Here is a 12,721-nt window from a genome sequence, read left to right as displayed (position 1 = left end):
ATGAAACCCAAACAAACTTATTTTATTTTATTAGTGCTGTTGATTGCATTAACCGGAGCCTGCCAGTATAAGACCGACGAAATAGCCGGAAAGCTCGAATTTACTGACTCAATTTCTGCATACGGGAATAGCTGGGTTGTGGAGAATGCAGCTAAAAATCAGCAGGTAATTCAACAGACCGGAATTGTAAACTGGAGTGAAAAATCGGTAAAAATCAGAACGTATTTCCGGGTTGAGCAAACCGGTAGTCTGAATGTGGGTATTAACGGCAAAACAAAAACCGGTAATTCTCTGCTAAAAGTTACTTGTGGCAACCAATCCAAAGAAGTTCTTGTAGAAAACACCGCTGCTGAAACTGTTGATGTCGGCGTTTTTGAAATAGAAGAACCAGGCTACCATTGGATCGAATTTGAAGGGCTGGAAAAGCAGGGAGACGTTTTTGCAGATATTGAAACTGTTTTGATTGGTGGTGAGGCTGTTGTCGGGAAAGTCTATTTTGTAAAAGATGATTTTTACTGGGGGCACCGCGGGCCGTCAGTTCACCTGAATTACCACGTGCCCGAATCTGCCGGAGATGTGCAGTTTTTTTATTCGGAAATAGTGGTTCCCGACGGGAAAGATGCGATCGGTTCGTATTACATGGCCAACGGTTTTGGACAAGGATATTTTGGGATGCAGGTAAATTCGTCCACCGAGCGCAGGGTGTTGTTCTCTGTGTGGAGCCCTTTTCAAACCGATAACCCCAACGATATTCCCGAAGAAGACCGAATTGTGCTTCTGAAAAAAGGAGACGGCGTACATGCCGGAGAATTTGGAAATGAAGGTTCCGGCGGGCAAAGTTATCTGCGGTACAATTGGAAAGCCGGAACCAATTACCGGTTTTTACTGAAAGGCGAACCTTCCGGCAATAATTCAACCGATTTTACAGGGTGGTTTTTCGCTCCCGAAGAAGGTGAATGGAAGTTGGTTGCGAGTTTCAGGCGCCCAAAAACAAACACGCGGCTAACACGTTTGCACTCTTTTCTTGAAAACTTTTTGACTGATACGGGCGACCAGACACGAATGGCTTATTATTCAAACCAGTGGGTTTGCAACACATCCGGCGAGTGGACTGAGTTGACCAAAGTGAAGTTTACTGCTGACGCCACTGCCCGCAAAGACTCGCGGCTCGATTATGCCGGAGGAGCTGAGAACAGTAAGTTCTTTCTGAAGAACTGTGGCTTTTTCAGTGACAGAACACCCTTCGATTCTTTTTTTGAACGGGAAAAAACAGAAACTCCGCCGCAAATTAATTTGGAAGATTTGCCCTGATTTTAGCTTTTCTTTTATCGCAAATATGAATATGGGGTGTTGTCTGTATTAGCTTGAATCAGAATGTGCTTTTAATACACCTTTTTATTTTATCATATATGACAAGAAAATTGAAAACCCCTGATTGTGAAGTTTTGTGTTCTTTATTTCCATCCCATATTCATTGTAAAACTTTAAATCGTTGTTAAGTACAGAGATAAATCCTCTGTTGTATCTAAAACTAATGTCCAGATTATTAAGTAGATTATAAGATAGTCCAAGATTAGCGCCTAAGTCAAACTTCCTGTCAATAACAGCTCTGATAGATTCGGGGTTGTCGTCATGAATAAATTTTTTTGTGAGCCTAATTGAGCTTTCGGGACCGATAAGTATCGAAAATTTACTAAATGGTGAATAATTTAGAAGAATCGGAACCGTAGCATAATTGATATTTATTTTTGAATCTGGTGTGCTGTTGTAACTTTCAGAGGCACCTCTGTCCGCTAATCCGGGTTCTATTCTTACCCCTAATTTTTCGCTAAATCCATATTCAATAATTGAATTGATCTGAAACCCGGGTTTGTAATTAAATTGGTCTATAATCGATCGGTTGCTGGAGAGATTAGTATAGTTTAATCCCACTCCAATTCCATATTTAATACTCTGCGAAAAGCATTGATGAATTATGAATGTCAGAATAATAAAACTGAAAAACTTTTTCATGTGTTTTTTTTATTGTGGTTTACTATGATTTTTGTTTTGGGGGCTTCTGCCCCTTATTATATTTCGTCTATCTACATACTGTTTCCAGAGCAACAGTCAATTGTTCTGCGGGAACCTCAACACAAAAGGCAGTTTCAATTTGTTCAACACGAATAATAAACCGGTCTTTCCCGCGCACGCTCACCAGTTCGCCCTGAACACCAATGAGCGGACCGCAGAGTATTTCGACCTTTTTGCCGGGCTGAAACGATTCGCGGGAAACTTCCACCTGGAAATCGTTTTGGGCGGTGATTCGTCTTAGTACGTCTATCTGGCACTGGGGTATTTTTGCCGGCTTCCCTTCAAATGTAATGAAGCAAACAACATTGTCGGTTTGCAGTACTTTGTCGTTTTCTTTTCGGTTGATGTGTACAAAACAGTAGCTCGAAATAAGCGGCATTTCCACCCATTTCTTGCGGTCTTTCCACTGGCGCAGTTTTTTTTGCAGCGGCAAAAAGCACTCAATATTTTTTTGAGTCAGGTTTGTAAATACCTTTTTTTCAGCGCGCGACCGGGTATAGACAACATGCCATTCTTTTTGGTTTACAGGGTTGTTCATCGTTTATAAATTCACCGGTAAGGGATAATATTTATGAGGTGTCAAATGTATAAATTCATTTTCAATTATTTAAACGAAAACGAGACTTTACGAGTTGAGCTTCAGGTGTTGCTTCAATCGCATAAAATGTAATTATCGCGCCTCGGATTAACCAATAAAACCGGAAGACTGCCTGCTTTTTTTATTATTTTTTTTTCGGGAAGACCCAGCAACCAGTCGAGTGGTGTAATTACAGAGCTGCCTAGTATTACAAGCATGTCTGCATTGTTGGACAAGGCAAAATCGAGGGCTTCAAAACTGTTTTGCAAGCTGGATTTTTGCCCTTTAAAAATTTTGTGGTTGATGTTAAATTTCAGAAACAGTTTTTTTGTAAGCAGTATATTTTTCCCGATTTGTTTTTTTGATTCTTTCAGCCTGTCGTTTGCAGCAATTGCAATTATTTCAGACCGGTTAAAACGTCCGAACCACGAGCACCAAAGCGAGCTGTCACTGTTTTCTTTTCGAATATCAACCGGCAAAACAATGTTTTTAAACGACGACAACGGCGCTTCGGGATATACAAAAATAAAGGGCACCGGGCTTTCGGTTACCGCTTTCGAATATGTTTTAAACAGGCCTGAGTCGGCAACAAACAGAATGGCTTCGTGTTCGTCGGCCAGCGTGTCGGGTACATATTTTAGTGGTTCGGTAAGCAGCAGCAAAGAGGTTTTTAACCCCGGGATTTCCCGGTTTAGCGGCACCAAATATTCATTTAATTTTTTCTTCGCCATTTCGCTTTTTTTTGCCTCCTTTTTATTTAGTCGATAAACCAGGCAAAGCTCTTTCTTAAAAACAGAAGCCAACTTCACTCCGTTTAAAATGAGGTTTTTATCTTTTTCGGAAAGGGTTGTGAAAACGATAATCTTCTGTTCTTTCTTTTCGTCCATGTCAGAAATTTGTTAAAAGTAGATATTTCGTGTAAAGAAAGGAAAACCTTCATTGAAAAAAGTCAGGGATAGATGCGTTCAAAATGGTTACTTTTATGCACAAAAAATAAGGCATGATAAACGAGAAGCTGTTAACGCCGAAGAGTATTGCTGTTGTTGGCGCATCGAACAATACCATGAAACCGGGAGGGAAAATTATTAAGAATCTGGTTGGAAACGGGTTTCAGGGGGAAATTTATGCAGTGAATCCTCACGAAACCAAAGTGCAGGGCATTCCTTCGTTTGCATCAGCAGAAGAGTTGCCATCGGTAGATTTGGCGGTGTTGGCCATTCCGGCGCGGCTTTGTTTTAATATTGTTAAAACGCTCGTTGAGCAAAATGATACCAAGGCATTTATTATTGTGTCTGCCGGTTTTGGCGAAGCTGGCGAAGAAGGGAAGAAGCTTGAACGGCAAATTGTGGATTTGGTTGATCGTAACGATGCCTGTTTAATTGGCCCCAATTGCATTGGCGTTATGACTCCTTCGCATGCCAGCGTTTTTACCACGCCAATTCCTCCGCTTACTTCCGACGGATGCGATTTTATATCCGGTTCCGGCGCTACTGCCGTTTTTATTATGGAATCGGGTATTCCAAAAGGACTGCGGTTTGCAAATGTTTTCTCGGTGGGTAACAGCGCTCAAAACGGAGTGGAAGATGTGCTGGCTTATCTCGACGAAACTTATGTTCCGGGAGTGAGCCCCAGAGTAAAATTGCTGTACATTGAAAATATCGACAACCCGGATAAATTGCTTTTTCACGCCTCTTCGCTTATTCGCAAAGGATGTAGAATTGCTGCGATTAAAGCCGGAAGTTCAACTGCCGGGAGCAGGGCTGCTTCGTCTCATACCGGAGCGCTTACCAGTTCCGATGCGGCGGTGGAAGCGCTTTTTCGTAAAGCTGGAATTGTGCGTTGTTACGGACGGGAAGAGCTGACTACCGTGGCCTGTGTGTTTATGTGTAAAGAGTTGAAAGGGAAAAAACTGGCAATTATTACGCACGCCGGCGGCCCTGGTGTGATGTTGACCGACGCGTTGGAAAATGGTGGTTTGAAAATTCCACAAATTCCGGATTCGCCGGCTAGACAAACGTTAAAAGAGAAGCTTTTCCCGGGCTCTTCAGTTGAAAATCCCATCGATTTTCTGGCAACCGGAACTGCTGAACAGCTTGGCGAAATTGTAGATGCCTGCGAAAATGATTTCGATGTTGACGGTATGGCCGTGATTTTTGGCAGCCCCGGGCTTTTTCCTATCCGGGATGTGTACGAAGTGCTCGACCAAAAAATGAAAAGCTGTAAAAAACCGGTTTATCCCATTTTGCCTTCTATTATTAATGTAAAAGAAGATGTTGCCTATTTTTTGTCGCACGGAAATGTGAATTTTCCCGACGAAGTGCTTCTCGGAAAGGCTTTAACCAAAGTAATACATACGCCACCGCCTGCTCCGTCTGAACTGTTTTTGGAAGGAATTGATGTGGATGCAATTCGTAAAATCGTAGAAAATGCAGAAGACGGATACCAGTCGCCCGAAATCATTCATCAGCTATTTGATGCGGCCGGTATTCCCAGGGTGCAGGAAATTGTGGCCAAAACTGAAACCGAAGCTGTGCTGGCAGCCACGAAAATTGGCTTTCCGGTGGTGATGAAAGTTGTCGGCCCTGTGCATAAAACCGATGTGGGAGGTGTGGTTTTAAACGTTCGAAATGTAGCGCAGGTACAAAAAGAGTTTCATCATTTGAACCGGATAGAAGGAGTGCAAGGCGTGCTGATTGCACAAATGGCTTCGGGAATTGAACTGTTTTTGGGAGCAACCTATGAGCAGAATTTCGGGCATGTGGTACTTTGCGGCATGGGAGGTATTTATGTAGAGGTGTTAAAAGATGTGGCCTCGGGACTGGCGCCGCTCTCAATAAACGAAGCGCAATCGATGCTTCGTCAACTCAGATCATATAAATTATTGAAAGGTTACCGCAAACAGGAGGGAGTAAACATTTCGTTGTTCGAGGAAATAATTGTGCGATTGTCGAGTTTGCTGCGGCATGCAACCGAAATTAAGGAGCTTGATATTAATCCGCTGTTGGGGAATGAAAAAGAAATTCTTGCGGTGGATGCCCGGATTCGTATCAAAAAATAAATCCCGGGCAATTTGTAACTACCCGGGACTTACTTACTGAATAATTCTTCGTCTATTTTGTCAGCAGCGCTTCCATTTTTTGGATGTGTTGGCGGAATTTGTCTTCGTTAAAGCCCACCGATGAAATGGCAATTTTTCCTTCCTTGTCAATAATAAAATTGCGCGGGATATTTTGCCTGGCAAACTGGTCGAAAATTTTGCGTTTTGCATCGGGGTAAAACGGCAGGTTAAAGTTTTTGTCTGCCTTAAACTTGGCAAGTTCTTCTTTGCTGTGTTCGCGCCCGAAAACCAGTAACTCAAAATCATCACGGGTTCCGAATTTTTCGTAAACATCTTTTTGCAGGTGAGGAAGTTCTTTCCGGCACGGGCCGCACCACGTGGCAAAAAAAGTAATCCATACTACTTTGCCTTTCAGTTCAGACAGTTTGTGCCGGGTGCCATCGCTGGTTTCATAAGTAAAATCAGGTGCCATCTGGCCTTCTTTTGCCAACGTGAACTGATCTTGTGCAAAAAGCTGAGCCGTTCCGAACAGTACCGAAAAAATGAGAAGTGGAAATTTTGTTTTCATTATTGAATTTGTGGCTTTCAGAATTGTGAATTCAGAAATTCTGTAACGGCAATTTCAATGCGCTGTTGAATTTTCGCTGTATTTGATTTTTCAAATTTGTCTCCGGTAATGTTCTCAAACAGCTCGATGTAGCGTTCGGAAACCGAGTCTACAAATTCTTCCGACATTTCGGGAATTACCTGTCCTTCTTTTCCCTGAAATCCATTTTCGATAAGCCACTGGCGCACAAATTCCTTCGAAAGCTGTTTCTGTTTTTCTCCGGCAGCCAGTCTTTCTTTGTACCCTTCAGCATAAAAATAGCGGGAAGAGTCGGGCGTGTGTATTTCGTCAATGAGGTAAATTTTTCCGTCTTTTTTTCCGAATTCGTATTTGGTGTCTACAAGAATCAACCCCATTTTATCAGCAATTTCGGTTCCGCGCTGAAATAGTTTCCGGGTGTAATCTTCCAGCATTTCGTATTCGGCCTTGTCCACAATTCCCTGTGCGATAATTTCCTCGCGCGAAATGTCTTCATCGTGCCCTTCGTCGGCTTTGGTTGTTGGGGTAATTATCGGTTGGTCAAATTTTTGGTTTTCAACCATTCCTTCCGGCAGTGGCACTCCGCAAAGCGAGCGTTTGCCGTCGCGGTACTCCCTCCAGGCGTGGCCGGTTAAGTAGCCGCGAATAACCATTTCCACTTTGTAAGGTTCGCACATGTGGCCAACGGTAACGTTCGGGTCGGGCGAAGCAATTTTCCAGTTGGGGACAATGTCTGCCGTTGCATCCAGAAATTTTTCTGCAATTTGGTTCAGTACCTGTCCTTTAAAAGGAATGCCTTTGGGAAGTACAACGTCAAATGCCGAAATGCGGTCGGAAACCACCATAACCAGCAATTCGTCGTTGATGTTGTATACATCGCGTACTTTACCGTGATAAACGCTTCTTTGTCCCGGAAAGTTGAAATCTGTTTTTGTTAGTGCGTTACTCATTGTTTGTTATTTTTAGTTGAATTTTTCTATCTGTTATTTTTATGATTGTTGTCTTCACTTTTTTTGTCTGCCTGTTCTTCGTAATATTTAGAGTAGGCATCTACAATTTCCCGAACCAGTCGGTGGCGCACAATGTCTTTTGTGTTGAACTGAACAATGGAAATGGATTCAATGTTTCGGAGCAGTTTCATTGCGAAAATTAGTCCCGAATTGCTTCGCTTAGGCAGGTCAATCTGCGTAACGTCGCCGGTGATAATAAATTTTGCATTCAGCCCCATTCTTGTCAGGAACATTTTCAACTGGTTAATTGTGGTGTTCTGTGCTTCGTCGAGAATTACAAAAGCATTGCTCAGTGTGCGACCCCGCATAAATGCCAGCGGAGCAATCTCAATAACGCCGTCTTTCATAAACTCCTCCAGTTTGCGTGGCGGAATCATGTCCTGAAGGGCATCGTACAGTGGTTGCAGGTACGGGTCAATTTTTTCCTTCAGGTCGCCGGGCAAGAACCCCAGGTTTTCTCCGGCTTCCACTGCCGGGCGGCTCAAAATAATTTTTTTAATTTCCCTGTTTTTTAGTGCCCGAACAGCCAGAGCAATTGCTGTATATGTTTTTCCAGTTCCTGCCGGGCCAACGGCAAAAATCAGGTCGTTTTTTACTGATTCTTCAAGTAGCACGCGTTGATTGGGTGTTCGTGCCCTTACCGGTTTTCCGTTGTTACCAAAAACAATAATATCTTTTTCTGCCGTGCCGTTTTCCTCCAATGCCGGAGTTCCCGTAGCCAGAATTTGCAGAATGATGTCTTCGGTTAAAACATTAAACTGGTAATAGTGATCCAGTAGTAAACTGAATTTCTTTTCGAAATTTTTTAACTCTTTTTCGTCTCCTCTGATGTGGAGCGAGTTGCCGCGGGCTGTAATTATTATCTTAGGGAAAAACGATTTAATGAGGTCTATTTTTTTGTTGTTGATCCCAAAAAACTCCAATGGGTCAATCCCTTCCAAATGAATTTGATTCTCCAACAATTTACTTTTTTAGTTCTTATATATCTGCTCAAAATTACAAAATAAATCCAATTTTAATTGTGGAGAATTAAACTCCTCTAAAGAGGTGAAAGTTTTGCAGAATGGTTAATTTCGTTGAAATTTATTTAGGAATGGAACGAAAAATCAAAGCATTCAAAGAGTTGCTCGAAATAATGGACGAACTGCGGGAAAAGTGTCCGTGGGACAGAAAGCAAACGCTGGAGTCGTTAAGAAAGAACACAATAGAAGAAACGTACGAACTGGCAGAAGCAATTCTGAATAACGATTTGCAGGATATAAAAAAAGAACTGGGCGATTTAATGTTGCACATTGTTTTTTACGCAAAAATCGGTTCCGAAACCGGTTCGTTTGATATGGGAGATGTGCTCGAAGGAATCAATAAAAAACTGATTTATCGTCATCCGCATGTTTTTGGCGAAGTGGAAGTGGACGGCTCAGCCCGAAAAGTTGAGGAAAATTGGGAGGCGCTGAAATTAAAAGAAAAAGGCGGCAATAAAAGGGTGCTGGAAGGTGTTCCTACAGCGCTTCCGGCTTTGGTGAAAGCCAGTCGTATTCAGGAAAAAGCCAGTGGCGTTGGGTTCGACTGGGAATTTCGCGAACAGGTTTGGGAAAAAGTGAAGGAAGAGATTGGCGAGTTGAGCAGAGAAATTGAGAAGAATGACAACGATAAAATGGAAGCTGAATTTGGCGACCTGTTTTTTGCCATGGTAAACGCCGCCCGTTTGTATGGAATTGACCCCGAAGCAGCGTTGGAACGCACCAATCTGAAGTTTATTAAACGTTTCAATTATCTCGAAAGCAAAACCCTTTTAAAGGGTAAAAGTCTTCATGATATGACCCTTGCCGAAATGGATGAGATTTGGGACGAAGCAAAAACCAAAGAGTAGCAATTTGTTTGTTTCCTCTCAGAAGAAACGAAAGGCAGAATTGCTTTTGAATTGTTCTATTAGTCATCAGAAAACACGAGTGTCTGCCCGGATTTTGCCCCCGCAAAAATCAGTTAAAGGCAGGCGTTCTGTTTCTTTCAGAAAAATTTACAATTATATAAACATGGAATGAGCGTGACTGAGCGTTTTGTAGCACGCACTGCCTGTTTTGCTTATTTTGTTAATTGGAGTCTGCGCTCAAAACAAAGTAGCATTGTAATATTTTTGTTCGTGTTTGAGTATAACGGCAGTCTGGTTGAGCACAAAATAAATTAGGTTAGCCTAATCGCACGTTTTAACCCAAGTGGGGCACAGCATGCGGAAGCTTCAGTTGATATGCTGTTTTGAATCAGAATATCACGCGCTTTTTGGCATAAAAAGAAAAGGCGTCGGGTGCGGTATTTGGCTTTGGTGCTATTGTCGGAAGGTTACAATAATGGAGTTGTCCGGTTGTTTTGTAAGACGATCATTTCCCAGAATAGTAAGGGCAACTGGATATCAGGACAGAGCAGTTTTAGAAGGTTCTTTTTTTGTAAAGAGAGTTTATCATTAAACATTCTGAAAACTACGGGGCCGAATGAATTGTATTTTTCTACGTTTCATTATCTTTGCACCGCTTAAAAAATAAGAAACAGAATGATAAAAATTACACTTCCTGATAACAGTGTGAAAGAGTTTTCCGGGCCGGTAACCGGGATGGAAATTGCACAGTCCATCTCTCCCCGGCTGGCAAAAGATGTTTTGTCGGTTTCGGTTAATGGTGAAATATGGGATTTAACCCGTAAAATAACTGATGATGCTACGGTGAAACTTCACACGTGGAACGACAGAGAAGGAAAAGAAGCATTCTGGCACTCTTCGGCTCACCTTATGGCCGAAGCCATCGAATATTTTTATCCGGGAACTAAATTCGGAATCGGACCAACTGTAGATGTTGGTTTTTATTATGATATTGCCCTGCCCGACAACCAGCAGCTTACCGAAAAGGATTTGCAGAAGATTGAAAAGAAAATGCTGGAACTGGCTCGTCAGAAAAATGACATCGTGCGTCAGGAAATTTCCAAGAAAGACGCGATGGAAATGTTTACCAAAAAGCATGACGAGTTGAAGCAGGAGTTGATTGGGGAGTTGGAAGATGGCACAATTACTCTGTATAATCAGGGAAATTTTACCGATTTGTGCCGCGGACCGCACCTTCCGAATACAGGCTACATAAAAGCAATTAAGCTGACTTCAATTGCCGGCGCTTACTGGCGTGGAAACGAAAAAAATCAGATGTTGACCCGTGTATATGGCGTCACCTTTCCGAAGCAAAAAATGCTGGAAGAATATCTGGTAATGCTGGAAGAAGCAAAAAAACGCGACCACCGTAAATTGGGCAAGGAAATGGAACTCTTTGCATTTTCTGATGCAGTGGGGCAGGGGCTTCCGCTTTGGTTGCCTAAAGGTACACAATTGCGCATGCAGCTTGAAGATTTTCTGAAGAAGGTACAGCGTATGTACGGGTACGACCAGGTAATTACTCCGCACATCGGAGACGTTAAGTTGTACAAAACATCCGGCCACTACCAAAAGTACGGGAAAGATTCATTTCAGCCAATTACTACTCCTGCTGAAGGAGAAGAGTATATGCTGAAACCCATGAACTGCCCGCACCATTGCGAAATATACAAAGTAAAACCACACTCCTATAAAGACCTGCCTATCAGAATGGCTGAGTTTGGAACCGTTTACCGCTACGAACAAAGTGGTGAATTGCACGGACTAACCCGTGTGCGTGGATTTACTCAGGACGATGCACATATTTTCTGTCGCCCTGACCAATTGAAAGACGAGTTTAAAAAGGTAATCGATATTATATTTATCATATTCAAGGCGCTGAGTTTCGATAATTATACTGCACAGATTTCACTGCGCGACCCGAAAAATCCGGACAAGTACATTGGTACTGCCGAAAATTGGGATAAGGCAGAAAGGGCTATTATTGAAGCTTGCGAAGAAAAAGGGCTGAATACTATCACCGAAACAGGTGAGGCTGCTTTTTATGGTCCAAAGCTCGATTTTATGATAAAAGATGCTTTGGGAAGGAGTTGGCAGCTTGGAACTATTCAGGTAGATTATAATCTTCCGGAGCGATTTGAATTGGAATATATTGGTGCCGACGACAAACGCCACCGCCCGGTAATGATTCACCGCGCGCCGTTTGGTTCAATGGAACGCTTTGTGGCAGTGCTGATTGAACACACTGCAGGGAAGTTCCCGCTTTGGCTTACACCCGACCAGGCAGTTGTTTTGCCTATCAGCGAAAAATATAATGAATATGCGGAAAAAGTTTCAAATCTGCTAAATAATTCCGATATTCGCACCCTGGTTGACGACCGTAACGAGAAGATTGGTAGAAAGATACGTGATAATGAATTGAAAAGAATACCTTATTTGCTTATTGTAGGCGAAAAGGAAGAAGAATCAGAAACCGTTTCTGTTAGGCGTCAGGGAGAAGGAGATTTAGGGGTGAAACAAGTTGGCGAATTTGCCGATTTAGTTGCCGCCGAAGTTAGAGAGCAATTATCTGGATTGTATAACTAACCAAATAATAGGAGGACTTAACAATAGCTATTAAAAGAAGAGGAGGCCAGCATCCTTTCAGAAGAAAAGAGACAGGGCCGCAGCACAGAATTAACAGGCACATTACAGCGCCTCAGATACGTTTAGTCGGAGATAATATTGAGAACCCGGGAGTTTTTGCTTTGCGGGATGCCTTAAGATTGTCCGAAGAAAAGGAATTGGATTTGGTGGAGATTTCGCCAAAGGCAGATCCGCCGGTTTGTAAAATTATCGACTACTCAAAGTTTCTTTATCAGCAAAAAAAGAAACAGAAAGAGATGAAAGCCAAAGCGGTGAAAGTAGTTGTTAAAGAAATTCGCTTTGGCCCGCAGACCGACGAACACGATTTCGAGTTTAAATTAAGGCACGCCGAAAAGTTTCTGAAAGACGGAGCTAAGGTTAAAGCCTATGTGTTTTTTAAAGGAAGGTCGATTTTGTTTAAAGAGCAGGGTGAGATACTGTTGCTCAGATTGGCCACCGAACTCGAAGAATTGGGAACCGTGGAACAAATGCCCAAGCTCGAAGGAAAACGAATGATAATGATGATTTCACCTAAGAAGAAATAATACAGTTCTTTGATAACATTTTAACAAAGTAGGATTATGCCAAAGATGAAAACGAATTCCGGCGCCAAAAAACGTTTCAGGCTTACCGGATCAGGTAAAATTAAAAGGAAACATGCCTACAAAAGCCACATTTTGACTAAAAAAAGTACAAAACGTAAACGTAACCTCACTTATTGGACAACTATTGATAAAACCAATGAGAGTAACGTTAAGCTTTTGTTGAACATGAAGTAAAATCCTTTTAATTAGGTAAAAAAAGTAATTAACCAGGTTATTGTGCTTTGAAGTATTTCTTTTAGATTACGAAGAAAACGCCGGTAACCAAAAAAGTAAAAAGT

General features: G+C 42.2%; 12 protein-coding genes. 6 read left to right on the top strand and 6 right to left on the bottom strand.

Annotated elements, in window-relative coordinates; all coding sequences use genetic code 11:
• Window positions 1–1,311, top strand: coding sequence for a DUF3472 domain-containing protein (locus BUB08_RS10560; protein WP_083570699.1), 1,311 nt, complete (start codon window positions 1–3; stop codon window positions 1,309–1,311).
• Window positions 1,312–1,395: 84 nt separating this feature from the next.
• On the opposite strand, the gene BUB08_RS10555 is transcribed toward BUB08_RS10560, so the two are convergent.
• The 3 genes from BUB08_RS10555 to BUB08_RS10545 all read right to left on the bottom strand — a co-directional run bounded on the left by BUB08_RS10555 (window position 1,396) and on the right by BUB08_RS10545 (window position 3,537).
• Window positions 1,396–2,013 carry a porin family protein gene (locus tag BUB08_RS10555; protein WP_073001492.1) on the bottom strand — a complete coding sequence of 206 codons (618 nt, stop codon included), beginning with the start codon at window positions 2,011–2,013 and terminating at the stop codon, window positions 1,396–1,398.
• 67 nt (window positions 2,014–2,080) lie between these two features.
• Window positions 2,081–2,611 carry a UpxY family transcription antiterminator gene (locus BUB08_RS10550; protein WP_073001490.1) on the bottom strand — a complete coding sequence of 177 codons (531 nt, stop codon included), beginning with the start codon at window positions 2,609–2,611 and terminating at the stop codon, window positions 2,081–2,083.
• Window positions 2,612–2,724: 113 nt separating this feature from the next.
• Window positions 2,725–3,537, bottom strand: a complete 813-nt coding sequence (locus BUB08_RS10545) for a hypothetical protein (RefSeq protein ID WP_073001488.1) — start codon at window positions 3,535–3,537, stop codon at window positions 2,725–2,727.
• A 113-nt stretch (window positions 3,538–3,650) separates the two neighbouring features.
• On the opposite strand from BUB08_RS10545, the gene BUB08_RS10540 reads away from it, so the two are divergent.
• Entirely contained in the window at window positions 3,651–5,708 is a 2,058-nt protein-coding gene (locus BUB08_RS10540; RefSeq protein WP_073001486.1) for an acetate--CoA ligase family protein, read from the top strand.
• A gap of 52 nt (window positions 5,709–5,760) precedes the next feature.
• Here BUB08_RS10540 and BUB08_RS10535 read toward each other — a convergent pair whose 3' ends face one another.
• The 3 genes from BUB08_RS10535 to BUB08_RS10525 are packed head-to-tail and all read right to left on the bottom strand — an operon-like array spanning window position 5,761 to window position 8,263.
• The gene (locus tag BUB08_RS10535) at window positions 5,761–6,276 is read right to left on the bottom strand and encodes a TlpA family protein disulfide reductase (protein WP_073001484.1); all 516 of its coding nucleotides are present in this window, start codon (window positions 6,274–6,276) and stop codon (window positions 5,761–5,763) included.
• Between the two features lie 17 nt (window positions 6,277–6,293).
• The gene (locus tag BUB08_RS10530; protein ID WP_073001482.1) at window positions 6,294–7,244 is read right to left on the bottom strand and encodes a phosphoribosylaminoimidazolesuccinocarboxamide synthase; all 951 of its coding nucleotides are present in this window, start codon (window positions 7,242–7,244) and stop codon (window positions 6,294–6,296) included.
• Between the two features lie 26 nt (window positions 7,245–7,270).
• Window positions 7,271–8,263, bottom strand: coding sequence for a PhoH family protein (locus tag BUB08_RS10525; RefSeq protein ID WP_245820192.1), 993 nt, complete (start codon window positions 8,261–8,263; stop codon window positions 7,271–7,273).
• Between the two features lie 134 nt (window positions 8,264–8,397).
• Here BUB08_RS10525 and mazG point away from each other — a divergent pair, with 134 nt between their 5' ends.
• The 4 genes from mazG to rpmI all read left to right on the top strand — a co-directional run bounded on the left by mazG (window position 8,398) and on the right by rpmI (window position 12,617).
• Window positions 8,398–9,174 (top strand): nucleoside triphosphate pyrophosphohydrolase, encoded by a 777-nt coding sequence (gene mazG / locus BUB08_RS10520; RefSeq protein WP_073001716.1) that lies wholly within the window; start codon window positions 8,398–8,400, stop codon window positions 9,172–9,174.
• Between the two features lie 675 nt (window positions 9,175–9,849).
• Window positions 9,850–11,799: a threonine--tRNA ligase gene (gene thrS / locus BUB08_RS10515; protein WP_073001478.1), complete on the top strand. Its 1,950-nt coding sequence runs from the start codon at window positions 9,850–9,852 to the stop codon at window positions 11,797–11,799.
• Between the two features lie 23 nt (window positions 11,800–11,822).
• A complete protein-coding gene (infC, locus tag BUB08_RS10510; RefSeq protein ID WP_317041214.1) occupies window positions 11,823–12,383 on the top strand; it encodes a translation initiation factor IF-3 in 561 nt (186 codons plus the stop codon).
• 36 nt (window positions 12,384–12,419) lie between these two features.
• Window positions 12,420–12,617 (top strand): 50S ribosomal protein L35, encoded by a 198-nt coding sequence (gene rpmI / locus BUB08_RS10505; RefSeq protein ID WP_073001474.1) that lies wholly within the window; start codon window positions 12,420–12,422, stop codon window positions 12,615–12,617.
• The last annotated feature ends 104 nt before the right edge of the window (window positions 12,618–12,721 follow it).

Source organism: Mariniphaga anaerophila (assembly GCF_900129025.1).
Lineage (GTDB): Bacteria > Bacteroidota > Bacteroidia > Bacteroidales > Prolixibacteraceae > Mariniphaga > Mariniphaga anaerophila.
Note: the sequence above shows the minus strand (reverse complement) of the source record. Positions and strands in the feature narration are given on the sequence as shown.

What these genes read in the sequence shown, in the direction of transcription:
- BUB08_RS10560 (WP_083570699.1), top strand. Translation starts at nt 1, where the DNA reads ATGAAACCCAAACAAACTTATTTTATTTTATTAGTGCTGTTGATTGCA.
- BUB08_RS10555 (WP_073001492.1), bottom strand. Translation starts at nt 2,013, where the DNA reads ATGAAAAAGTTTTTCAGTTTTATTATTCTGACATTCATAATTCATCAA.
- BUB08_RS10550 (WP_073001490.1), bottom strand. Translation starts at nt 2,611, where the DNA reads ATGAACAACCCTGTAAACCAAAAAGAATGGCATGTTGTCTATACCCGG.
- BUB08_RS10545 (WP_073001488.1), bottom strand. Translation starts at nt 3,537, where the DNA reads ATGGACGAAAAGAAAGAACAGAAGATTATCGTTTTCACAACCCTTTCC.
- BUB08_RS10540 (WP_073001486.1), top strand. Translation starts at nt 3,651, where the DNA reads ATGATAAACGAGAAGCTGTTAACGCCGAAGAGTATTGCTGTTGTTGGC.
- BUB08_RS10535 (WP_073001484.1), bottom strand. Translation starts at nt 6,276, where the DNA reads ATGAAAACAAAATTTCCACTTCTCATTTTTTCGGTACTGTTCGGAACG.
- BUB08_RS10530 (WP_073001482.1), bottom strand. Translation starts at nt 7,244, where the DNA reads ATGAGTAACGCACTAACAAAAACAGATTTCAACTTTCCGGGACAAAGA.
- mazG (WP_073001716.1), top strand. Translation starts at nt 8,398, where the DNA reads ATGGAACGAAAAATCAAAGCATTCAAAGAGTTGCTCGAAATAATGGAC.
- thrS (WP_073001478.1), top strand. Translation starts at nt 9,850, where the DNA reads ATGATAAAAATTACACTTCCTGATAACAGTGTGAAAGAGTTTTCCGGG.
- rpmI (WP_073001474.1), top strand. Translation starts at nt 12,420, where the DNA reads ATGCCAAAGATGAAAACGAATTCCGGCGCCAAAAAACGTTTCAGGCTT.